The sequence below is a fragment of the Streptomyces sp. NPDC029159 genome (genome assembly GCF_055564055.1).
Genome location: NZ_JBVHWT010000004.1, coordinates 344,501 through 365,497, shown reverse-complemented (window position 1 = coordinate 365,497; position 20,997 = coordinate 344,501). Strand labels below are relative to the sequence as shown.

Here is a 20,997-nt window from a genome sequence, read left to right as displayed (position 1 = left end):
GTCCATGGGACATGTGGAGGCCGGGCATCTGGAGTACTACCTGCCGGACGGGAGGGTGCTGCTCGGGGACGTCTCGTTCCGGGTCGGCGAGGGCGCCTCGGTGGCGCTGGTGGGGGCCAACGGCGCGGGCAAGACGACGCTGCTGCGGTTGCTCGCCGGGGAGCTGACGCCGCACGGCGGGTCGGTCACGGTCGGTGGCGGCCTCGGGGTGATGCCGCAGTTCGTGGGATCGGTGCGGGACGAGCGCACCGTGCGTGACCTGCTGGTCTCCGTGGCGCCGCCGCGGCTGCGGACGGCCGCGCGGGCGGTGGACGCGGCCGAGGAGGCCGTGATGACGGTCGACGACGAGGCCGCGCAGATGGCGTACGCGCAGGCGCTCAGCGACTGGGCGGAGGCGCGCGGCTACGAGGCCGAGACGGTCTGGGACATGTGCACCACCGCCGCGCTGGGGATGCCGTACGAGAAGGCGCAGTGGCGGCTGGTGCGGACGCTCTCCGGCGGTGAGCAGAAGCGGCTGGTGCTGGAGTCGCTGCTGCGCGGCACCGACGAGGTGCTGCTGCTGGACGAGCCGGACAACTATCTGGACGTGCCGGGCAAGCGGTGGCTGGAGGAGCAGCTGCGGCAGACGAAGAAGACGGTGCTCTTCGTCAGCCACGACCGGGAGCTGCTGGCGCGCGCCGCCGACAAGATCGTCAGCGTGGAGCCGGGGCCCGCCGGGTCGGACGTCTGGGTGCACGGCGGCGGCTTCGCGACGTTCCACGCGGCGCGCAAGGAGCGGTTCGCGCGCTTCGAGGAGCTGCGGCGGCGCTGGGACGAGAAGCACGAGCAGCTGAAGAAGCTGGTGCGGAATCTGCGGCAGGCGGCGGAGAACAGCCACGACATGGCCTCGCGCTACCACGCGGCGCAGACCCGGCTGCGGAAGTTCGAGGAGGCCGGGCCGCCGCCGGAGCCGCCGCGGGAGCAGGAGATCACCATGCGGCTGCGCGGCGGCCGTACCGGCGTCCGTGCCGTGACCTGCACGGACGTGGAGCTGACCGGGCTGATGAAGCCGTTCTCGCTGGAGGTTTTCTACGGCGAGCGGGTCGCGGTGCTGGGCTCGAACGGCTCCGGCAAGTCGCACTTCCTGCGGCTGCTGGCCCAGGACGCGGAGCGCCCGGTCGTCCACACCGGGCAGGTCAAGCTGGGCGCCCGGGTGGTGCCCGGGTACTTCGCGCAGACCCACGCCCATCCGGAGCTGACCGGCCGCACCCTGCTCGACATCCTCTGGACGGAGCACGCCAAGGACCGCGGCGCCGCGATGAGCGCGCTGCGCCGGTACGAGCTGGAGCGTCAGGCGGAGCAGCGGTTCGAGCGGCTGTCGGGCGGGCAGCAGGCGCGGCTGCAGATCCTGCTGCTGGAGCTGGCGGGCGCGACGGCGCTGCTGCTGGACGAGCCGACCGACAACCTCGACCTGGAGAGCGCCGAGGCGCTCCAGGAGGGCCTGGAGGCGTACAGCGGGACGGTGCTGGCGGTGACGCACGACCGCTGGTTCGCCCGCGCCTTCGACCGCTTCCTGGTCTTCGGCGCGGACGGCGTGGTCCGGGAGACGACGGAGCCGGTGTGGGACGAGGGCCGGGTGGCGCGGGAGCGGTGAGGCGGCCGGCCCGTACGGGTGCGGGGGCGGCCGGTCCGTACGGGCCCGGAGGCGGGGTGGGGGAGAGCCGTAGGGGTGCCGGTGCCAGGCCCCCGGTGATGCCCCGGAGTCGTCCACCGGTTCGAGCAGCGTTTTGACCCGGCCGGGGGCGGGCCGGTATTCTGCCAGTTCGTTATGCGTATTGGCTTGCTCTATCTCACGTGAGGGGCCCTTACGCCGGCCACCGGGCCGATGAACCGGCGGCGGACGATCGGGTTGCGTCACCCGTAGCGCCGCAGTGCCGGTCCGATCGACCGAGGTGCCAGTACAGGACCCCGTCTCCTGAGTCTCCTCCGGGAGGCATGGGTGACCCCATCACTGAAGAAGCGAAGGCTACGACCGTGCGTACGTTCAGCCCCAAGCCCGGCGATGTCCAGCGCCAGTGGCACGTCATTGACGCGCAGGACGTTGTCCTGGGCCGTCTGGCCTCTCAGGCCGCGTCCCTTCTGAGGGGCAAGCACAAGCCGGTGTACGCGCCGCACGTTGACACCGGTGACTTCGTCATCATCGTCAACGCCGACAAGGTGCACCTGTCCGGCAACAAGCGCAGCCAGAAGCTGGCCTACCGCCACTCCGGTTTCCCCGGTGGTCTGCGCTCCGTCCGGTACGACGAGCTGCTCGACAAGAACCCCGAGAAGGCTGTCGAGAAGGCCATCAAGGGCATGCTCCCCAAGAACACCCTCGGCCGTCAGATGCTCTCGAAGCTGAAGGTCTACGCGGGCGCCGAGCACCCGCACGCTGCGCAGCAGCCGGTCCCGTTCGAGATCACCCAGGTCGCGCAGTAAGTCCGGCCACCCCCTAAGACGAAGAGAATCTGAGGAGCATCGTGGCCGAGACCACTCCCGAGAACGTCATCGAGAACGAGGACGTCGTCGAGGAATACACCACCGAGACCGAGGTCGTGGAGGGTGAGTACACCTCCGAGTCCCTCGCCTCCCGCTTCGGCGACCCGCAGCCGGCTGCCGGCCTGGGCCGTCGCAAGAACGCCATCGCCCGCGTCCGGATCGTTCCGGGCACCGGTCAGTGGAAGATCAACGGTCGCACCCTTGAGGGCTACTTCCCCAACAAGGTGCACCAGCAGGAAGTCAACGAGCCCTTCAAGGTGCTCGAGCTCGACAACCGCTACGACGTGGTCGCCCGCATCTCCGGCGGCGGCATCTCCGGCCAGGCCGGTGCGCTGCGCCTGGGCGTCGCCCGTGCGCTGAACGAGGCGGACGTCGAGAACAACCGCGGCACCCTGAAGAAGGCCGGGTTCCTCAAGCGTGACGACCGTGCGGTCGAGCGCAAGAAGGCCGGTCTCAAGAAGGCCCGCAAGGCGCCGCAGTACAGCAAGCGCTAATCGCGCGCGCTGCGCTCGCAGCTCTTTCCCGTACGCCCCGGTGGCACTCTCCGTGCAGCCGGGGCGTTCGGCTATCCGGGACCGGTGCGTTACGCAGGCGTCCGAGGGGCGTATACCTGGACGCAATGCCTGGTTCAAGCTCATCTATGCGGAGGACACCAGTGGGACGACTCTTCGGAACGGACGGGGTGCGCGGTGTCGCCAATGCGGATCTGACGGCGGAGCTGGCGCTCGGTCTGTCGGTCGCTGCGGCGCACGTACTCGCAGAGGAGGAGTCGGGGCACGGCCGCGCCCTGGAGGGACGCCGGCCGGTGGCCGTCGTCGGGCGGGACCCGCGGGCCTCGGGTGAGTTCCTGGAGGCGGCGGTCGTCGCCGGGCTGGCGAGCGCCGGGGTGGATGTGCTGCGGGTGGGCGTGCTGCCGACCCCGGCGGTGGCGTATCTGACCGGGGCGCTCGGCGCGGACCTCGGTGTGATGCTCTCCGCGAGCCACAACCCGATGCCCGACAACGGCATCAAGTTCTTCGCCCGCGGCGGCCACAAGCTCGCCGACGAGCTGGAGGACCGCATCGAGCGGACGTACCGGGCGCACGCCTCCGGTGAGCCGTGGGAGCGGCCGACCGGCGCCGGGGTGGGCCGGGTCACCGTCTACGACGAGGGCTTCGACAACTACGTCGCACACCTCGTCGGGGTGCTGCCCAACCGCCTGGACGGCCTGAAGATCGTCATCGACGGGGCGCACGGCGCGGCGGCGCGGGTCTCGCCGGAAGCCTTCGCGCGCGCCGGTGCGGACGTCGTCACCATCGGCGCGGACCCGGACGGCCTCAACATCAACGACGGCTGCGGCTCGACCCACCTGGGGCTGCTGCGCGCCGCGGTGCTGGAGCACGGCGCCGATCTGGGCGTGGCGCACGACGGCGACGCGGACCGCTGCCTGGCCGTGGACCGCGCGGGCAACGAGATCGACGGCGACCAGATCCTCGCCGTCCTCGCGCTCGGGATGCGGGAGGCGGGGACGCTGCGGAAGAACACCGTCGTCGCCACCGTCATGTCCAACCTCGGCTTCAAGCTGGCGATGGAGCGGGCCGGGATCGACATGGTGGCGACCGCCGTCGGTGACCGGTACGTCCTGGAGGAGATGAAGGGCCAGGGCTTCGCGCTGGGCGGGGAGCAGTCCGGGCACGTCATCGTGCTGGACCACGCGACCACCGGTGATGGCACGCTCACCGGTCTGATGCTGGCCGCGCGGGTCGCCGCGACGGGCCGGAGCCTGGCCGAGCTGGCCGCTGTGATGGAGCGGCTGCCGCAGGTGCTGATCAACGTCCCCGACGTCGACAAGTCGAAGGTCGCCACCTCCCCGGCGCTGACCGCGGCGGTGGCCGAGGCCGAGCAGGAGCTGGGCGCGACCGGCCGGGTGCTGCTGCGGCCGTCCGGTACGGAGCCGCTGGTGCGGGTGATGGTCGAGGCGGCCGACATCGAGCAGGCGCGGTCGGTCGCGGAGCGGCTGGCCGACGCGGTGAAGTCGGCGCTGGGCTGAGCCCGGCCCCCGTACGCACACCGTGCCCCCGGTCGCTCACTGCGGCCGGGGGCACGGGTGTTTCGCGAGGGTGTCAGAGGGCCGGGCCGTAGTCGTGGCACTCGGGGGTGAAGTGCGGGTCGGCCGGGCCGAGGGCGTTGACGACGTTCTGGAGGACGGGGCTGTCGAGGAAGAGGCCGGCGTGGCCGGTCCGGTCGTCGGGGCACTGGTCCTGGAGCGTGATGTCGGTGACGCCGGGGCCGTGCAGGAATCCGTTGGTGTACGGGGTGACGACGGTGTCCTCGCGGGTGGCGATGACGACGTAGCGGACGCCGGGCACGGTGTCGCCGTCCTTCCACAGCTCCTGCTGGAAGGCGGAGCCGGCCTCCTGCTGCTTGAGGCCGGTGAGCCCGGTGAGGTCGAGGAGGTTGTTGGCGAAGCCGAGGGCGTTCATCTGTTTGCCGAGGGTGAGGAGCCCGTCGAGGGTGGTGCCGTGGTTGCTGGGCGCGATGCCGACGAGGGTGCGGATCTTCGCGGCGCCGCCCAGCCGCTTGAGGTAGTAGTGCGGCATCATGCCGCCCTGGGAGTGGCCGACGATGTCGGCCTTGGGCGCGCCGGTGGCGGCGAGGACCTTGTCGACGAAGGCGCCCAGCTGGCGCGCCGAGTCGCCGATGTCGGTGAGGCCGCCGACCCGGCCGGCCGACAGATGGTTCATGCCGTAGTTGAACGCGTAGACGCAGTAGCCCTCGTTGGCGAGGGTGGGGGCGAGGGCGACCCAGTTGGTGCCGGCGTTGGCGAGGGTGCCGTGGGCGAGGACGACCGGGTAGGGGTGGGCCGCGGTCGGCTTGCAGTTCCAGTCGTTGGCGCCCGCGACGGCGCCCGGGCTGAAGAGGTAGTTGTGGACGGCGGTGTCGAGACCGCCGATGGGCAGGGCCGCGGCCTTCGCGGGGGCCTTCGGCGCCGGGGCGGGCGTGGCGTGGGCGGGGGCGGCGAGGGCGAGTCCGGCCACGGTGAGGCAGAGCGCGAGGGCGGCCGCGGCCCGGCGGCGCAGCGGGTGGCGGACGGTTCGGCGGGGGGCGGGTGCGCGGGTCATGGGGGCTCCTGGTGAGAGGGCCGACCGGCTCCGGCGGACGGCGGACTGTCAACGAGGGGGAGCACTCAAGGGCATGCCGCGGCGGGCCGGACGGCGTACGGAGGTGGCGTACGGGGGTGGGTACGGAGCCGGATGCGCCGCCGGTTCACACGGTGCGGGACACGGTCCGGAAAGATCCGTGCGCGGACCGTGTTACCTGACGGTAGGGCGGGTGCGGTGGCGGTGACAAGACGTGGGACGTGGTCAACTGCCGTGTGGGTACGAGGGGTTGAGGGGCCGGATGGCGGGCTCGTGGGCCGGGGGCGGCCTCCCGCAAATCGTCCGTGGACGTACAGACCGGGCAGCGGTTCACCGCGGTAAACCGTCAGCGCAGTGCGGGCCGTCCGTGGGCGCCCGGTCAGAGCTTCCGCAGCGACAGCCGCTGCACCTTGTGGTCGGGGCCCTTGCGCAGCACGAGGTTGGCGCGGCCACGGGTGGGGGCGACGTTCTGCTCCAGGTTGGGCTTGTTGACGGTCCGCCAGATCTTCCGGGCGTACTCCAGCGCCTCCTCCTCGGAGACCTGGGTGTACCTGCGGAAGTACGAGGACGGGTCCTGGAACGCGGTCGCCCGCAGCTTCCGGAAGCGGCCGAGGTACCACTTCTCGATGTCCTCGGTCCGCGCGTCGACGTAGACGGAGAAGTCGAAGAAGTCGGCGAGCCCGAGGCGGGTGCGGCCGTCCTTGCCGGGCAGCGCGGGCTGGAGGACGTTGAGGCCCTCCACGATCAGGATGTCGGGGCGGTGCACGGTGAGCCGCTCGCCGGGCACGATGTCGTAGATCAGATGCGAGTAGACCGGCGCGGTGACCTCGGCGCGGCCGGACTTCACATCGGCGACGAAGCGGGTCAGCGCCCGCCGGTCGAACGACTCGGGGAAACCCTTACGGGACATCAGCCCGCGGCGGTGCAGCTCGGCGTTGGGGTGGAGGAAGCCGTCGGTGGTGACCAGCTCGACGCGCGGATGCTCGGGCCAGCGGGCCAGCAGCGCCTGGAGGAGGCGGGCGGTGGTCGACTTGCCGACCGCGACGCTGCCCGCCACGCCTATGACGAACGGGGTGCCCGGCTGCGCGCCGTGGCCGCCGCCGGCGTCGCCGAGGAAGGTGTTGAGCGCACCGCGCAGATTGCTGGTGGCGCCGACGTAGAGATTGAGCAGCCGGGAGAGCGGGAGGTATACGTCGCGGACCTCGTCGAGGTCGATGACGTCCCCCAGACCGCGCAGCCGCTCGACCTCTTCGGCGGTGAGCGGCAGCGGGGTCTTCTCCCGCAGCGCGCTCCACTCCGTACGCGTCAGATCGACGTACGGGGAGCGCTCGGCGCGGCGTCGTTGCTGCGGATCGGTCGTCGGGGCCACGGGTTCATTGTGCGCGGGCGGGTCGCGGCGGCGCCCCCGGGGTCGGCCGGGGCGCCCGGGTGGCCGGAAGTGGACGTGCGCGGTGGGAACGGTTGGCCGCCCGTCGCCGTCTTCGAGCATGGACCGGGATGCCCGGGACGGCGCAGGCCCGCGGTGGGCCGGGGAGGGGTGGTCGGGATGGGTGGACGGCAGGGCAGGGGAGTGCTGCGGCGGCGCCGGGGCGGGGCGGCGGTGGCGGACCGGGAGCGGTTCACCGCGCACATCCACGCGGAGCTGGCCGAGGAACTGCCGGACGTGGACCTGGATCTGCTGGACCTGGACGAGGGCCTCGACGGGTTCCTGGAGCGGTACGAGTCCCCGGCGTGCACCGACGAGGAGGCCGAGGAGGAGTTCCTGGACACGGTCCGGCAGGCGGCGGAGCGGTCGGAGCGCGGGTACTGAGCCCCGGGCGCCGCCGGCGGGGCGCGCCGGTGGGACGGTCGGCGCGCCCGATGCGACCACGCGGCTGCCGGGCGCGGGGGCTCACAGGACCGGCGCGTACGCTGCCCCCATGTGCGGAATCGTGGGTTATGTGGGCGGACAGAGCGCCCTGGACGTCGTGCTCGCCGGACTGCGCCGACTGGAGTACCGCGGGTACGACTCGGCGGGCGTCGCGGTGCTGGCGGACGGCGGGCTGGCGTCGGCGAAGAAGGCCGGCAAGCTCGCCAATCTGGAGAAGGAGCTGGCGGCGCGGCCGCTGCCGGCCGGGACGACCGGCATCGGGCACACCCGGTGGGCCACCCACGGCGGGCCCACGGATGCCAACGCCCATCCCCATCTGGACAACGCCGGGCGGGTCTCCGTCGTCCACAACGGCATCATCGAGAACTTCGCCGCGCTCCGCGCCGAACTGACCGACCGCGGCCATGAACTGACCTCCGAGACGGACACCGAGGCCGTCGCCCATCTGCTGGCCGAGGCGTACTCGTCCTGCGGCGATCTGGCCGAGGCGATGCGGCAGGTGTGCCGCCGTCTGGAGGGCGCGTTCACCCTCGTCGCGGTGCACGCCGATGCGCCGGACGTGGTCGTCGGCGCGCGCCGCAACTCCCCGCTGGTGGTCGGCGTCGGCGAGGACGAGGCGTTCCTCGCCTCCGACGTGGCGGCGTTCATCGCGCACACCCGTGAGGCGATCGAGCTGGGCCAGGACCAGGTCGTCGAGGTGCGCCGGGACGGGGTGACCGTCACCGACTTCGACGGGGCGCCGGCGCAGGTGCGCGCGTACCACGTCGACTGGGACGCCTCCGCCGCCGAGAAGGACGGCTACGACTACTTCATGCTCAAGGAGATCGCCGAGCAGCCGAAGGCGGTCGCCGACACCCTGCTGGGCCGGGTGGACGAGTCCGGTGTGCTGTCGCTGGACGAGGTGCGGATCCCGCCGGAGGTGCTGCGCGAGGTCGACAAGGTCGTCATCGTCGCCTGCGGGACGGCGTACCACGCGGGCATGATCGCCAAGTACGCGATCGAGCACTGGACGCGGATCCCCTGCGAGACCGAGCTGGCCAGCGAGTTCCGCTACCGCGACCCGATCATGGACCCGCGCACGCTGGTCATCGCGATCAGCCAGTCCGGCGAGACGATGGACACCCTGATGGCGCTGCGGCACGCCCGTGAGCAGGGCGCCAAGGTCCTCGCCATCTGCAACACCAACGGCTCGACCATCCCGCGCGAGTCGGACGCGGTGCTCTACACCCACGCCGGTCCCGAGGTCGCGGTCGCCTCCACCAAGGCGTTCCTGACGCAGCTGGTCGCCTGCTACCTGGTGGCGCTCTACCTCGGTCAGGTCCGCGGGACGAAGTGGGGCGACGAGATCCGGGACGTGGTCCGGGAGCTGGCCGCGATCGGCACGCAGGTCGAGCAGGTGCTCGGCACGATGGAGCCGGTGCGGGAGCTGGCCCGGGGCCTGGCCGACAAGAACACCGTGCTGTTCCTGGGGCGGCACGTCGGCTACCCGGTGGCGCTGGAGGGCGCGCTCAAGCTCAAGGAGCTGGCGTACATGCACGCCGAGGGCTTCGCGGCGGGCGAGCTGAAGCACGGTCCGATCGCGCTGATCGAGCAGGACGTGCCGGTCGTGGTGGTCGTCCCGTCGCCGCGCGGCCGCTCCGTGCTGCACGACAAGATCGTCTCCAACATCCAGGAGATCCGGGCCCGCGGCGCCCGCACCATCGTCATCGCGGAGGAGGGCGACGAGGCGGTGGTGCCCTACGCCGACCACCTCGTCCGGATCCCGCGGACCCCGGTGCTGCTCCAGCCGCTGGTCTCGGCCGTCCCGCTCCAGGTCTTCGCCTGCGAGCTGGCCACCGCCCGCGGCAACGAGGTCGACCAGCCGCGCAACCTCGCCAAGTCGGTGACGGTGGAGTGAGCGGCCGTCAGCGCCGTCCGGCGCGCCCCCGGGGCGGGGTGCGCCGGTGATCATCGGGGTGGGGATCGACGTCGCCGAGATCGACAGGTTCGGGGCGGCGCTGGAGCGTACGCCGGAGCTGGCACGGCGGCTGTTCATCGACGCGGAGCTGGTGTTGCCGAGCGGGGAGCGGCGCGGCACCGCCTCGCTGGCGGCCCGCTTCGCCGCCAAGGAGGCCGTCGCCAAGGCGCTCGGCGCGCCCGGCGGGCTGCACTGGACGGACGCCGAGGTGTACGTGGAGGACAGCGGCCAGCCCCGGCTGCGGGTCCGCGGCACCGTCGCCGCCCGCGCCGCCGAACTGGGCGTCCGCGCCTGGCACGTCTCGCTCAGCCATGACGCGGGCGTGGCGTCGGCGGTGGTGGTGGCGGAGGGGTGAGGCCGCGGGGCGGCCCCGCTCCGTCCCCGTGCCGCCGCGGCGCCCCGGTGTGAGACTGACCCCATGAGGACTGCGTACAGCGTGGCGGACGTGCGGGCGGCGGAGCGGGAGTTGATGGCGCGGCTGCCCGAAGGGGCGCTGATGCAGCGGGCCGCGGCCGGGCTCGCGGCGGTCTGCGTACGGCTGCTGAGCGGGGCGCGCGGGGTGTACGGCTCCCGGGTGGTGCTGCTGGCCGGCAGTGGCGACAACGGCGGTGACGCCCTGTACGCCGGGGCGCGGCTGGCGCGCCGGGGCGCCGCGGTCGGCGCGGTTCTGCTGTCGCCGGAGCGGGCGCACGCCGGGGGGCTCGCGGCGCTGCGGGCGGCCGGCGGCACCGTCGTCGCCGACGCGGAGCGCGCCCTGGCCCGCGCCGATCTGGTGGTCGACGGCATCGTCGGCATCGGCGGGCGCGGCGGACTCCGTCCCCGCGCCGCCCAACTCGCCGCCCTGGCCGCCGCGTCGGCCCCGGTCGTCGCCGTCGACCTGCCGAGCGGGGTGGACGCCGACACCGGCGAGGTGGCGGGCGAGGCGGTCCGGGCCGCTGTCACGGTGACGTTCGGGGCGTACAAACCGGGGCTGCTGATCGATCCGGCGCGGGAGCGGGCCGGGGTGGTGCACCACGTCGACATCGGCCTCGCGCCGGCCGCGGAGCCCGCCGCCGAGGCGCTCCAGCACGCGGAGGTGGCGCGGCTGCTGCCGGTGCCGTCGGCGGAGAGCGACAAGTACCGGCGCGGTGTGGTCGGCGTGGTCGCCGGGTCCGCGCGCTATCCGGGGGCGGCGGTGCTCGCGGTCGCCGGTGCGCTGCGCGGCGGCGCGGGCGCCGTCCGGTACGTCGGACCGGCCGCCGACGCGGTCCTCGCGCGCTTCCCGGAGACGCTGGTGCACCCCGGGCCGCCGCACCGCGCGGGCCGGGTCCAGTCCTGGGTGATCGGCCCCGGCATCGGCGACGAGGCGGACGCCATGGACGATGTGCTCGCCGCCGAGGTGCCGGTCCTGGTGGACGCCGACGGGCTGCGGTTCCTGACGCCGGAGCGGGTCCGGGCCCGGACCGCGGGCACCCTGCTCACCCCGCACGCGGGCGAGGCCGCCGCGCTGCTCGGCACCGACCGCGCCGAGGTGGAGGCCGGGCGGCTGCGGGCGGTCCGTGAGCTGGCCGCCCGCTTCGGCGCGACGGCGCTGCTCAAGGGCTCGACGACGCTGGTGGCGGACGGCACGGGTCCCGTACGGGTCAACCCCACCGGGACGGGCTGGCTGGCGACCGCGGGCAGCGGCGATGTGCTGTCGGGCGTGACCGGATCGCTGCTCGCCGCCGGGCTGGAGCCGCGTGACGCGGCGTCGGCGGGCGCCTATCTGCACGGTCTCGCGGCCCGCTTCGCGGCCGGCCTTGACGGTGCGCCGGTCACCGCGACGCAGGTCGCCGGGCGGCTCGCGGCGGCCTGGCGGGACGTCGGACGGGGCACCTCGCGGCAGACCGGAGCGGCGCGCTGAACGGCCGCCGCGGGCCGGGCCCCGCACCCCGCGCGGCCGCCGTCCCCGGGCCGGTCCGCGCCGGTCGGCCGGGCCCCGCGCGCCCCCTCGGACCGGGCGTACCCGGGGCCCGCCGGGCGGCGCCTGAGACACTGAGGGGGATGAACGAGACAGCGAAGCGGGCCCGTGCCGTCATCGACCTCGCCGCCGTGCGGTCGAATGTGCGAGCGTTGCGCGGCCGCGCACCCGGGGCAGAGCTGATGGCCGTGGTCAAGGCCGACGGTTACGGACACGGCGCGGTGCCCTGCGGGCGCGCCGCCCGCGCGGCCGGTGCGAGCTGGCTGGGCACCGCCCTCCCCGAGGAGGCGTTCGCCCTCCGCGCGGCCGGTGACACCGGGCGGCTGATGTGCTGGCTGTGGACGCCGGGCGGCCCCTGGCGCACCGCCGTCGAGCAGGACATCGACGTCTCCGTCAGCGCGCTGTGGGCGCTGCGCGAGGTGACCGAGGCGGCCCGCGCCGCCGGGCGGCCCGCCCGCGTCCAGCTCAAGGCCGACACCGGCCTGGGCCGCAGCGGCTGCCAGCCCGCCGACTGGCCGGAGCTGACCGCCGCCGCCCGCGACGCCGAACGCGCCGGGCTGCTCACCGTCACCGGCATCTGGTCCCACTTCGCCTGCGCCGACGAGCCGGGCCACCCCTCGATCGCCGCGCAGCTGACCGCGTACCGCACGGCGCTGGCCGTCGCCGACGCCGCGGGGCTGCGCCCGGAGGTCCGCCACATCGCCAACACCCCGGCGCTGCTGACCCTCCCCGAGGCCCACTTCGACCTGGTCCGCGCGGGCATCGGCATCTACGGCATCTCGCCCGCCCCCGAGATCGGCACCGCCCGGGAGCTGGGGCTGCGCCCCGCGATGACACTGGAGGCGTCCCTCGCCTCGGTCAAGACCGTCCCGGCCGGCCACGGCATCTCGTACGGCCACCACTACACGACGGCGGACGAGACCACGCTCGCGCTGGTGCCGCTCGGCTACGCGGACGGCATCCCGCGGCACGCCTCCGGCAGCGCTCCTGTGCTCGTCGCCGGGGCGCGGCGGACGATCGCCGGGCGGGTCGCGATGGACCAGTTCGTCGTCGACCTGGACGGCGACACCGCGCTGCCCGGCGACCGCGCGGTGCTCTTCGGCCCCGGCGACGGCGGCGAGCCGACCGCCGAGGACTGGGCGCAGGCCGCCGGCACCATCGCGTACGAGATCGTCACGCGGATCGGCGGCCGGGTGGCGCGGATCCACCACGACAGCGCGCCGGAGCCCACCGTGCCCGCGGCGGCGGGCAGCCGCGAGGTGGGAGGCACCGGATGACGGACGGCCCGGACGCGGTCGAGGCGGCGGCCGGGGCCGCGGGCGGCTGGGCGAAGGCCGGCCGCCACGCGGGTCTGGCGGGCGCCGCCATCGGCATCGTCGCCGCGGGCGCGGCCGCCGGGGTGGCGATGGAGCGGATGACGGTCGGCCGCGGGATGCGCCGCCGCGCCCGCACCGCGCTGGACGCCGTCGGCCCCTACGGCACGTTGCGCGGCACCCCGGGCACCGCCGTCGCCGCGGACGGCACCCCGCTGTACTACGAGATCGACGAAGCCGGGCGCGGCGCCAAGGACGGGGCCGGCGGCGCCGACCGGGCCGCCGCGCAGCAGGCCGCACAGGTCCGCCGGCGCCTCGCCGGGCCGCGCCGCCGCTCGCCCGCGCCCACCGTCGTCTTCTGCCACGGCTACTGCCTCAACCAGGACTCCTGGCACTTCCAGCGCGCCGCACTGCGCGGCGCGGTCCGCACCGTCCACTGGGACCAGCGCAGCCACGGCCGCTCGGGCCGCTCCCGCGCGGTCGGCGACGGCGGCGAGCCGGTCACCATCGACCTGCTGGGCCGCGATCTGAAGACGGTGCTGGACGCGGCGGCGCCCGAGGGCCCGCTGGTGCTGGTCGGGCACTCGATGGGCGGGATGACGGTGATGGCGCTCGCCGACCAGTACCCGGAGTTCGTGGCCGAGCGGGTCGCGGGCGTGGCGCTGATCGGGACGTCCGCCGGGCGGCTGAGCGAGGTGGCGTTCGGGCTGCCGTCGTTCGGCGTCAAGGCGTTCCACCGGCTCGCGCCCGGTCTGCTGAAGGTGCTGGGCGCGCAGAGCGACGTCGTCGAGCGGGGCCGCCGCGCCACCGCCGACCTCTTCGCCGGGATCATCAAGCGGTACTCCTTCGGCACCCCGCAGGACGTCGACCCGGGCGTCGCCCGCTTCGCCGAGCGGCTCATCGAGGCCACCCCCATCGACGTCGTCGCGGAGTTCTACCCGGCCTTCGCCACCCACGACAAGGCGGCGGCGCTGGTGGCGTACGACACGATCGCGTCGCTGGTGCTCGCCGGGGAAGGCGATCTCATCACCCCGGCCGACCACAGCGAGGCCATCGCCGAACTGCTGCCCGCCGCCCGCCTGCTGAAGGTGGCCGGCGCCGGTCATCTGGTGATGCTGGAGCGCCCGGAGCTGGTCACCGAGGAGCTGGTGACCTTGATCGAGCGGGCCGCGGCGGGCGGTCGCCGGGGGCGCTCGGCCGGAGCCTGACCGGCGCGCCCGTACCATTTGCGGCATGAGTGCCACCGCCACACAGACCCGTGTCACCGTCGAAACGCCCGAGCGGATGCAGGAGTTGGGACGCCGGCTCGCCGCGCTGCTGCGCCCCGGCGATCTGGTGCTGCTCACCGGTGAGCTGGGCGCGGGCAAGACGACGCTCACCCGCGGCCTGGGCGAGGGCCTGGGCGTGCGCGGCGCCGTCACCTCCCCGACCTTCGTGATCGCCCGGGTGCACCCGCCGCTGACCGGCGGCCCCGCGCTGGTCCACGTCGACGCCTACCGCCTCGGCGGCGGGCTCGACGAGATGGAGGACCTGGACCTCGATGTGTCGCTGCCGGAGTCGGTGGTCGTCGTGGAGTGGGGCGACGGCAAGGTCGAGGAGCTGTCCGACGACCGGCTGCACGTGGTGATCGAGCGTGCGGTGGGCGCGGACGCCCCGGTGGACGCCGGGTGGGAGAGCGACGCCGCCGACGTCCGCACGGTGACGGTCACCGGGATCGGCGCCCGCTGGGCGGACGCGGGCGTCGCGGAGCTGACCGCGGACTGACCGGACCGACCGGCGGGCGGGTGGTGCCCGGGGCGACGTGCGCCGAGCTTTTCCGACAGGCCGTCGGTAACGTGTTGCATCCGTGGTACCCGCCGTGGTCACATGGGAGGGGAGAAGAAGTTAGGTCTGCCTAACTTCCCCTCTCGACCGCCGCTTGCCCCAGGAGCCCGGGAGGCGACCATGACCGCTCACGAGCCCGCCGCACCCCCCGCCGACGAGGCGTGCGACGCGCCGCCCACCATGCGCCAGCTCCTCGCGTCCTGCGCCGCCGCCAGCGCCGTCTCCACACCCCCCGACGCCCCGGCCGCCCCCGCCGCACCCCCGGCCGAGCCGGACCTCCCGGCACCGTCCACCACGGAACGGGACGCCGCATAGCCCGTACGGGCGAAGACGGACCGGCAGACGACCGGCCGGGCCGCGAGACGCGACCCGGCCGTCACCGTGCGTGCCCCCGTACGGGCAGCGGGGGGAGAAGCGGGTGCCCGAAGAGGTACGGGCACCCGGAAAAGGTCGGCCGCGGCCGTCAGGCGACCACGACCACCTTGGTGCCGTTGATCGCGAAGTCCCACAGCGCGGCGCCGTCGGCGCGCGACTCACGGATACCGCCGGTGCGCTGCGAGGCGTCCGGGTTGGGGGACGAACCGTCGACCGCCGCACTGAAGCCGATGACGACGCCGTCCACGCTCGCGAACCGCACCACGTGCTCGATGGCGATGCCGTCCGACCCGGTCACGCTCACCGACCGGGAGCTGACCGCGTAGGTGCCCATCGGCGGGGAGACCGTGCTCGGCGCGACGGCGAAGGTGCGCGAGGCGGCGCCGTCCGCGCCGACCAGCCAGACCCGCTTGGCGCCGAGCGCGTAGACGATCCGCTTGCCGGTGCCGGACGCCTCGGGGACCTTCGGCGCCGCCGGACGGTGCTCCTTCTTCCCGGCGCCGGGCTGCGCGGGGTGCTTGCCCGCGCTGTCGCCGCTCTTGTGGTGCGGATGCAGATCGGCCGGGGCGGACGCGGACGCCTGGTAGCCCAGGAAACCGACCCCGACCAGGGCCGCCGCGGTGAGCGCGGTGACGATCGTGCTGCTCCTGGCGGGCATCGCTGTGCCACCTTCCGCTGTGCGCGCTCCCGTGGTGCTCGCCCGCCGGGGCGAGTCGGCTCGCGGTCCGATTGACGTACTGGACGCCGACCGTAGCACCGGAAAGGGCACCGTCCGGCGCGCCGTACGCTTGAGGGCGTGCTGCTCCTAGCCCTAGACACCGCCACGCCCGCCGTCACCGTCGCCCTCCACGACGGTGAGCGGGTTCTCGCCGAGTCCCGCCAGGTCGACGCGCGCCGCCACGGCGAGCTGCTGCTGCCCGCCGTCGACCGGGTGCTGGCCGAGGCGGGCGTGAAGCTCGACGCGGTCACCGACCTGGTGGTCGGCGTCGGCCCCGGCCCCTACACCGGCCTGCGCGTCGGCCTGGTCACCGCCGCCTCCTTCGGCGCCGCGCTCGGCATCCCGGTGCACGGCCTGTGCTCCCTGGACGGCCTCGCCCACGCCGCCGGTCTGGACACCCCCTTCGTCGTGGCGACCGACGCCCGCCGCAAGGAGGTCTACTGGGCCCGCTACGACGCCGACGGCCGCCGCCTGACCGAACCCGCCGTCGACCGCCCCGCCGACATCGCCGAGCAGGTCGCGGACGTCCCCGCGGTCGGCGCCGGCGCGCTCCTGTACGACACGGTCTTCACCGGCGTCCGGCGCGACGGCCCCGAGCACCAGTCCGGCGCCGCGCTGGCCTCCGCCGCCGTCGCCCGGCTGGCCGCCGGCGAGGAGCTGCCGGAGCCCCGGCCGCTCTACCTCCGCCGCCCCGACGCCCAGGTCCCGGCCAACTACAAGGTGGTCACACCCCGGTGAGCACGACCGTCCCCGGCCCGGTGGACGCCCCCGTCCTGCGCGAGATGCGCTGGTGGGACCTGGACGCGGTGCTCGACCTGGAGCGGGCGCTCTTCCCGGAGGACGCCTGGTCGGCCGGGATGTTCTGGTCCGAGCTGGCGTACGCCCGCGGCCCGGCCGCCAACCGCCGCTATCTGGTCGCCGAGAGCGGCGGCCGGATCGTCGGCTACGGCGGTCTCGCCGCCGTCGACGGCACCGGCGACATCCAGACCATCGCCACCGCCCGCGAGTGCTGGGGCAGCGGCCTCGGCTCCCGGCTGCTGACCGCGCTGCTGGGCGCCGCCACCGACTTCGAGTGCCACGAGGTGCTGCTGGAGGTCCGCGTCGACAACCTCCGCGCCCAGCGCCTGTACGAACGCTTCGGCTTCGTCCCGCTCGGCTTCCGCCGCGGCTACTACCAGCCCGGCAACGTCGACGCCCTGGTCATGCGGCGCACCGCCACCGACCCGGACGCCGAGGCCCCGGACCCCGATCCGGACGCGGCCCCGTCCGTCCCCACCGCCCCCGCCCCCGACACCTCCCGTCCCAAGGAATCCGATCACCATGGCTGACTCTCGCGGTGGACCGCTGGTCCTCGGCATCGAGACCTCCTGCGACGAGACCGGTGTCGGCATCGTCCAGGGCCACACCCTGCTCGCCGACGCCGTCGCCTCCAGCGTCGACGAACACGCCCGCTTCGGCGGCGTCGTCCCCGAGGTCGCCTCGCGCGCCCATCTGGAGGCGATGGTCCCCACCATCCAGCGCGCCCTGAAGGACGCCGGTGTCGCGGCGAGCGACCTCGACGGCATCGCCGTCACCGCAGGTCCCGGCCTCGCCGGCGCCCTGCTCGTCGGCGTCTCGGCGGCGAAGGCGTACGCCTACGCGCTCGGCAAGCCGCTCTACGGCGTCAACCACCTCGCCTCCCACATCTGCGTCGACCAGCTGGAGCACGGCGCGCTGCCGGAGCCGACGATGGCGCTGCTGGTCTCCGGCGGCCACTCCTCGCTGCTGCTGGCGCCCGACATCACCTCCGACGTCCGGCCGCTCGGCGCGACCATCGACGACGCGGCGGGCGAGGCGTTCGACAAGGTCGCGCGGGTGCTGCACCTCGGCTTCCCCGGCGGCCCGGTCATCGACCGCCACGCCCGCGAGGGCGACCCGGAGGCGATCCGCTTCCCGCGCGGCCTGACCGGCCCGCGCGACGCCGCGTACGACTTCTCGTTCTCCGGCCTCAAGACCGCCGTGGCCCGCTGGATCGAGGCGAAGCGGGCGGCCGGTGAGGAGGTGCCGGTGGCGGACGTCGCGGCGTCCTTCCAGGAGGCGGTGGTGGACGTGCTGACCCGTAAGGCCGTCCGCGCCTGCAAGGACAACGGCGTCGACCACCTGATGATCGGCGGCGGCGTCGCGGCCAACACCCGGCTGCGGGCGATGGCCGCCCGCCGCTGCGAGGACGCCGGGATCACCCTGCGGGTGCCGCGCCCCAAGCTGTGCACCGACAACGGCGCGATGGTCGCGGCCCTCGGCGCGGAGATGGTCGCCCGCGGCCGCGCCGCCTCCGACTGGGACCTCCCCGCCGACTCGTCCCTCCCGGTGACCGAACCCCACGTCCCCGGCACGCACAGCCACGGCCACGATCACGACCACGTCCACGAGCTGAGCAAGGAGAACCTCTACGGCTGACCGGGCCGGCGGGCCTCCTCGCTACCCTGACAGCGGCGGAACGGCCGGCGGCGCGCGGGGAGGCGGGCATGGACTGGTTCTGGTGGGTGTTCATTTTCTTCATGGCGGGCGGCTTCGCGAAGGTCGCCGACCTCGGGCGCGGTGCGCTGCGCACCCGCCACGAACGCCGTATGGAGCGCCTGGAGACCGACCGCGCGCGCCGCGCCGAACTGGCCGCGGCCCAGGAGCCGCCCAAGCCGGTCTGCGGTTGCACCCACCATCTCGCCAAGCACGACAAGAGCGGGAAGTGCCACGAGCCGGTGGAGCGGCCGGTCGCCTGGGACGCCGACCACCGGCCGGTGCGCTACGAGGCCGGCCCCTGTGCCTGCCAGCAGTACGTCGGCCCGCAGCCGCTCGCCCAGATCTACGCCGAGGACCTCACCGACCGGGCGTGACCTGCGCGTTCGCCGGGTGTCCGAGCAGCATCGCGGGCGCGCCGGCGACCCGGGTGAGGAAGATCGTGCAGGTGTTCCGCCCGCTGAGCTTCAACTTCTTGCGCAGTTCCTCGGGCTCCACCGCCGACCCGCGCTTCTTGATCACCGCGACGCCCACCTCCCGCTCCCGCAGCAGCGCCCGCAGCTTCTTGACGTGGAAGGGGAGCACGTCGGTGATCGCGTAGGCGGTGGCGTACGGCGTCGGGGTCAGGGTGTCCGCGGTGATGTAGGCGATCGTCGGGTCGATGAGCCGCCCGCCGACCTGCCGGGCGACGTCCGCGACGAGATGGGCGCGGATCACCGCGCCGTCCGGTTCGTGGAGCCAGCCGCCGACCGGGCCCGGCTCCGGATCGGGTAGGTCCGCGCCGAGCAGGGAGTCCCCGGCGGGCAGCAGCGTCGCCCGGCGGCCGCCCGGCCGGACCGCCTCGGGCGCCGTACCGGCGGGCCCGAACCACAGCACCGCCTCCTTCACGTCGCCGCCGTCGGAGATCCACTCGGTCTCGGCGTCCGCGGGCAGCGCCTCGTGCGGGACGCCCGGCGCGATCTTCAGCGCCGCGTACGGGGCGGTACGGGCCGCGTCGATCGCCCAGGACAGCGGCGGGGAGTACGCCTCGGGGTCGAAGATCCGGCCGCCGCGCGCCTTGGTGCGCCGGGCCGGGTCGACGAAGACCGCGTCGTAACCGCTGGTGTCGGCCTCGGTGACATCGGCGCAGCGCACCTCGATCAGCTCGGCGAGCCCGAGCGCCTCGGCGTTGGCGCGGGCCGCGGCGCAGGCCAGCGGGTCGCGGTCGACGGCGAGCACCCGGATCCCGGCGCGGGCCAGCGCGAGCGCGTCCCCACCGATGCCCGCGCACAGATCGGCGACGGACCGGACGCCGAGCGCGGCGAGGCGGGCGGCGCGGTGGGTGGCGACGGCGGTACGGGTGGACTGCTCGACGCCGTTGGGCGTGAAGTACATCCGCCGGGCGTCCGCCCCGAACTTGGCCGCGGCGCGCTGGCGCAGCCGCGCCTGCCCCAGCGCGGCGGAGACCAGCTCCGCCGGGTGGTCGCGGCGCAGCCGGGTCGCGGTGGCCAGTTCATCGGCCGGGTCGTGGTCGTGCAGGGCGTCCAGCAGCGCCTGCCCCTCGGGGGTGAGCAGCGCGGCGAAGGAGTCGGGATCGGTCACGGTCCCATCATTCCTCCCGGCGCCGGGGGACGACGGACGGGCCTTACGGGGAGAGGCCGTACGGGAGCCCTTACGGGGAGCTGGGAGCCCGCGCGGCGGGCGCGGCGAGCCCTCGGAGGCGTACGGGCGGCAGGCCCCGAGCCGCCGTCGTCCCTCCCGTACGAGGCCCGGCGGCCCACCCCTGACCTGCCGTGACCCGCCCGGCGTACGGCCGAGGGGGCCGTCGGGTGGGCGGCGCGCCGGGTGGCGTGGGCCGGTCGCCTGACCCTGCCGCGTGGCGGGCGACGGCGCGACGGAGGCCGCTGCCACTATCCGGCGTTATGCAGCTAATCAGACTTTTCTCGCACTCCGGGTGCCCCGGACCGGGCCGCCCGACGGCGCGCCGGACGCGCACCCTGGCCGCCTTCGGCGCCCTGAGTCTGCTCGCCGTCGGCTGCTCCGCCGCCGCGACGCCCTCGCCCCAGGACAACGTCCCCGCCCACGGCCGCCCCGCCGTGGCCCCCGCCGCTCGCGCCCTGCTCACCCAGGCCAAGCTGATCGAACGGGCCCAGGCCCGCCGCGACGCCGTGGCCGCCCGCTGGGGCCTCGACGAGGCGCCGCTGGAGCCGCCCGAGCCGCCCGCCGCCAAACCCCGCATCACCACCGAACCGGTCTTCGCCCGCGGCGACGGCCCGGACCTCCCCGTCGCCATCTCCCGCGTCCCGACCGACCGGAAGATCGTCTTCCTGACGCTGGACGACGGCTACGACAAGGACCCCGAGTTCCGCCGGATGGCGAAGGAGCTGAACGTCCCCTACAGCGCCTTCCTCAGTGACTACCTCGCCAAGGCGGGCAAGGGCTACGGCTTCTTCCGCGGCGTCCAGCAGCTGGGCAACGGCGTGCACAACCACACGCTGCACCACCCCTACCTGCCCGGACTGAGCGACGCCGAGCAGCGCAAGGAGATCTGCGGGCAGCAGGAGAACCTCACCCGCGAGATGGGCCGCACCCCGCGGCTCTTCCGCCCGCCCTACGGGGACTACACCCACGAGACCCTGAAGATCGCCGCGTCCTGCGGGATCTCCGTCGTCCCGCTGTGGGCCGAGGAGTTCTTCCCCGACCACATCGACTACAGCCGCGGCGACGGGAAGCTGCACCCCGGCGACATCATCCTCAGCCACTTCCGGGGCCGCGAGGACTGGCAGGCGACCATGCCCGACCTGCTCCGCAACGTCCTGCGCACCGCCACCGAGCAGGGCTTCGCCGTCGCACGTCTGGAGGACTACGTCTGAGCCGCCGCCCGCCCGGCACG

General features: G+C 74.4%; 21 protein-coding genes. 17 read left to right on the top strand and 4 right to left on the bottom strand.

Annotated elements, in window-relative coordinates; all coding sequences use genetic code 11:
- Positions 1-4 precede the first annotated feature (4 nt).
- The 4 genes from ACZ4U4_RS11230 (at position 5) to glmM (ending at position 4,546) form a co-directional block, all read left to right on the top strand.
- The gene (locus ACZ4U4_RS11230) at positions 5-1,633 is read left to right on the top strand and encodes an ABC-F family ATP-binding cassette domain-containing protein (protein WP_467871703.1); all 1,629 of its coding nucleotides are present in this window, start codon (positions 5-7) and stop codon (positions 1,631-1,633) included.
- Positions 1,634-2,013: 380 nt separating this feature from the next.
- Positions 2,014-2,457, top strand: a complete 444-nt coding sequence (gene rplM, locus ACZ4U4_RS11225; protein WP_030283422.1) for a 50S ribosomal protein L13 — start codon at positions 2,014-2,016, stop codon at positions 2,455-2,457.
- Between the two features lie 41 nt (positions 2,458-2,498).
- Positions 2,499-3,011 (top strand): 30S ribosomal protein S9, encoded by a 513-nt coding sequence (rpsI, locus tag ACZ4U4_RS11220; RefSeq protein ID WP_030283420.1) that lies wholly within the window; start codon positions 2,499-2,501, stop codon positions 3,009-3,011.
- A gap of 161 nt (positions 3,012-3,172) precedes the next feature.
- Positions 3,173-4,546, top strand: a complete 1,374-nt coding sequence (gene glmM / locus ACZ4U4_RS11215) for a phosphoglucosamine mutase (protein WP_467871699.1) — start codon at positions 3,173-3,175, stop codon at positions 4,544-4,546.
- A gap of 73 nt (positions 4,547-4,619) precedes the next feature.
- On the opposite strand, the gene ACZ4U4_RS11210 is transcribed toward glmM, so the two are convergent.
- The gene (locus ACZ4U4_RS11210) at positions 4,620-5,618 is read right to left on the bottom strand and encodes an esterase/lipase family protein (protein ID WP_467871696.1); all 999 of its coding nucleotides are present in this window, start codon (positions 5,616-5,618) and stop codon (positions 4,620-4,622) included.
- Between the two features lie 397 nt (positions 5,619-6,015).
- Positions 6,016-7,005 carry a type I pantothenate kinase gene (gene coaA / locus ACZ4U4_RS11205; RefSeq protein WP_467871693.1) on the bottom strand — a complete coding sequence of 330 codons (990 nt, stop codon included), beginning with the start codon at positions 7,003-7,005 and terminating at the stop codon, positions 6,016-6,018.
- Positions 7,006-7,182: 177 nt separating this feature from the next.
- Here coaA and ACZ4U4_RS11200 point away from each other — a divergent pair, with 177 nt between their 5' ends.
- The 8 genes from ACZ4U4_RS11200 (at position 7,183) to ACZ4U4_RS11165 (ending at position 14,854) form a co-directional block, all read left to right on the top strand.
- A complete protein-coding gene (locus tag ACZ4U4_RS11200; RefSeq protein ID WP_467871690.1) occupies positions 7,183-7,446 on the top strand; it encodes a hypothetical protein in 264 nt (87 codons plus the stop codon).
- A gap of 109 nt (positions 7,447-7,555) precedes the next feature.
- Positions 7,556-9,403, top strand: coding sequence for a glutamine--fructose-6-phosphate transaminase (isomerizing) (glmS, locus tag ACZ4U4_RS11195; protein ID WP_467871688.1), 1,848 nt, complete (start codon positions 7,556-7,558; stop codon positions 9,401-9,403).
- Between the two features lie 46 nt (positions 9,404-9,449).
- Positions 9,450-9,818, top strand: a complete 369-nt coding sequence (locus ACZ4U4_RS11190; RefSeq protein ID WP_030287430.1) for a holo-ACP synthase — start codon at positions 9,450-9,452, stop codon at positions 9,816-9,818.
- Positions 9,819-9,881: 63 nt separating this feature from the next.
- Positions 9,882-11,345, top strand: coding sequence for an NAD(P)H-hydrate dehydratase (locus tag ACZ4U4_RS11185; protein ID WP_467871685.1), 1,464 nt, complete (start codon positions 9,882-9,884; stop codon positions 11,343-11,345).
- Between the two features lie 140 nt (positions 11,346-11,485).
- A complete protein-coding gene (gene alr, locus ACZ4U4_RS11180; protein WP_467871682.1) occupies positions 11,486-12,679 on the top strand; it encodes an alanine racemase in 1,194 nt (397 codons plus the stop codon).
- The gene (locus ACZ4U4_RS11175) at positions 12,676-13,923 is read left to right on the top strand and encodes an alpha/beta fold hydrolase (protein ID WP_467871680.1); all 1,248 of its coding nucleotides are present in this window, start codon (positions 12,676-12,678) and stop codon (positions 13,921-13,923) included. The genes alr and ACZ4U4_RS11175 overlap by 4 nt, the downstream gene beginning before the upstream one ends.
- A gap of 25 nt (positions 13,924-13,948) precedes the next feature.
- Positions 13,949-14,479 carry a tRNA (adenosine(37)-N6)-threonylcarbamoyltransferase complex ATPase subunit type 1 TsaE gene (tsaE, locus tag ACZ4U4_RS11170; protein WP_467871677.1) on the top strand — a complete coding sequence of 177 codons (531 nt, stop codon included), beginning with the start codon at positions 13,949-13,951 and terminating at the stop codon, positions 14,477-14,479.
- A gap of 180 nt (positions 14,480-14,659) precedes the next feature.
- Positions 14,660-14,854 (top strand): hypothetical protein, encoded by a 195-nt coding sequence (locus tag ACZ4U4_RS11165; RefSeq protein WP_467871675.1) that lies wholly within the window; start codon positions 14,660-14,662, stop codon positions 14,852-14,854.
- Positions 14,855-15,002: 148 nt separating this feature from the next.
- On the opposite strand, the gene ACZ4U4_RS11160 is transcribed toward ACZ4U4_RS11165, so the two are convergent.
- A complete protein-coding gene (locus tag ACZ4U4_RS11160) occupies positions 15,003-15,572 on the bottom strand; it encodes a hypothetical protein (RefSeq protein WP_467871673.1) in 570 nt (189 codons plus the stop codon).
- A gap of 138 nt (positions 15,573-15,710) precedes the next feature.
- Between ACZ4U4_RS11160 and tsaB the strand changes: the two genes are divergently transcribed.
- The 4 genes from tsaB (at position 15,711) to ACZ4U4_RS11140 (ending at position 18,502) form a co-directional block, all read left to right on the top strand.
- Positions 15,711-16,370, top strand: a complete 660-nt coding sequence (gene tsaB, locus ACZ4U4_RS11155; RefSeq protein WP_467871670.1) for a tRNA (adenosine(37)-N6)-threonylcarbamoyltransferase complex dimerization subunit type 1 TsaB — start codon at positions 15,711-15,713, stop codon at positions 16,368-16,370.
- Positions 16,371-16,414: 44 nt separating this feature from the next.
- Positions 16,415-16,960: a ribosomal protein S18-alanine N-acetyltransferase gene (rimI, locus tag ACZ4U4_RS11150; RefSeq protein WP_467872107.1), complete on the top strand. Its 546-nt coding sequence runs from the start codon at positions 16,415-16,417 to the stop codon at positions 16,958-16,960.
- Positions 16,953-18,068, top strand: coding sequence for a tRNA (adenosine(37)-N6)-threonylcarbamoyltransferase complex transferase subunit TsaD (gene tsaD / locus ACZ4U4_RS11145; protein WP_467871667.1), 1,116 nt, complete (start codon positions 16,953-16,955; stop codon positions 18,066-18,068). The genes rimI and tsaD overlap by 8 nt, the downstream gene beginning before the upstream one ends.
- 68 nt (positions 18,069-18,136) lie before the next feature.
- On the top strand, positions 18,137-18,502 hold the full coding sequence (locus ACZ4U4_RS11140) for a hypothetical protein (RefSeq protein WP_467871664.1): 366 nt from the start codon (positions 18,137-18,139) through the stop codon (positions 18,500-18,502).
- On the opposite strand, the gene ACZ4U4_RS11135 is transcribed toward ACZ4U4_RS11140, so the two are convergent.
- Complete coding sequence (locus ACZ4U4_RS11135) at positions 18,486-19,706, bottom strand: THUMP-like domain-containing protein (protein WP_467871661.1); 1,221 nt, start codon at positions 19,704-19,706, stop codon at positions 18,486-18,488. The genes ACZ4U4_RS11140 and ACZ4U4_RS11135 overlap by 17 nt on opposite strands.
- Before the next feature lie 320 nt (positions 19,707-20,026).
- Here ACZ4U4_RS11135 and ACZ4U4_RS11130 point away from each other — a divergent pair, with 320 nt between their 5' ends.
- On the top strand, positions 20,027-20,977 hold the full coding sequence (locus ACZ4U4_RS11130) for a polysaccharide deacetylase family protein (protein ID WP_467871659.1): 951 nt from the start codon (positions 20,027-20,029) through the stop codon (positions 20,975-20,977).
- Positions 20,978-20,997 lie beyond the last annotated feature (20 nt).

What these genes read in the sequence shown, in the direction of transcription:
- ACZ4U4_RS11200 (WP_467871690.1), top strand. Translation starts at nt 7,183, where the DNA reads ATGGGTGGACGGCAGGGCAGGGGAGTGCTGCGGCGGCGCCGGGGCGGG.
- ACZ4U4_RS11165 (WP_467871675.1), top strand. Translation starts at nt 14,660, where the DNA reads ATGACCGCTCACGAGCCCGCCGCACCCCCCGCCGACGAGGCGTGCGAC.
- glmS (WP_467871688.1), top strand. Translation starts at nt 7,556, where the DNA reads ATGTGCGGAATCGTGGGTTATGTGGGCGGACAGAGCGCCCTGGACGTC.
- rimI (WP_467872107.1), top strand. Translation starts at nt 16,415, where the DNA reads ATGCGCTGGTGGGACCTGGACGCGGTGCTCGACCTGGAGCGGGCGCTC.
- ACZ4U4_RS11140 (WP_467871664.1), top strand. Translation starts at nt 18,137, where the DNA reads ATGGACTGGTTCTGGTGGGTGTTCATTTTCTTCATGGCGGGCGGCTTC.
- ACZ4U4_RS11130 (WP_467871659.1), top strand. Translation starts at nt 20,027, where the DNA reads ATGCAGCTAATCAGACTTTTCTCGCACTCCGGGTGCCCCGGACCGGGC.
- ACZ4U4_RS11230 (WP_467871703.1), top strand. Translation starts at nt 5, where the DNA reads ATGGGACATGTGGAGGCCGGGCATCTGGAGTACTACCTGCCGGACGGG.
- ACZ4U4_RS11160 (WP_467871673.1), bottom strand. Translation starts at nt 15,572, where the DNA reads ATGCCCGCCAGGAGCAGCACGATCGTCACCGCGCTCACCGCGGCGGCC.
- tsaD (WP_467871667.1), top strand. Translation starts at nt 16,953, where the DNA reads ATGGCTGACTCTCGCGGTGGACCGCTGGTCCTCGGCATCGAGACCTCC.
- ACZ4U4_RS11175 (WP_467871680.1), top strand. Translation starts at nt 12,676, where the DNA reads ATGACGGACGGCCCGGACGCGGTCGAGGCGGCGGCCGGGGCCGCGGGC.
- ACZ4U4_RS11185 (WP_467871685.1), top strand. Translation starts at nt 9,882, where the DNA reads ATGAGGACTGCGTACAGCGTGGCGGACGTGCGGGCGGCGGAGCGGGAG.
- ACZ4U4_RS11210 (WP_467871696.1), bottom strand. Translation starts at nt 5,618, where the DNA reads ATGACCCGCGCACCCGCCCCCCGCCGAACCGTCCGCCACCCGCTGCGC.
- tsaE (WP_467871677.1), top strand. Translation starts at nt 13,949, where the DNA reads ATGAGTGCCACCGCCACACAGACCCGTGTCACCGTCGAAACGCCCGAG.
- alr (WP_467871682.1), top strand. Translation starts at nt 11,486, where the DNA reads ATGAACGAGACAGCGAAGCGGGCCCGTGCCGTCATCGACCTCGCCGCC.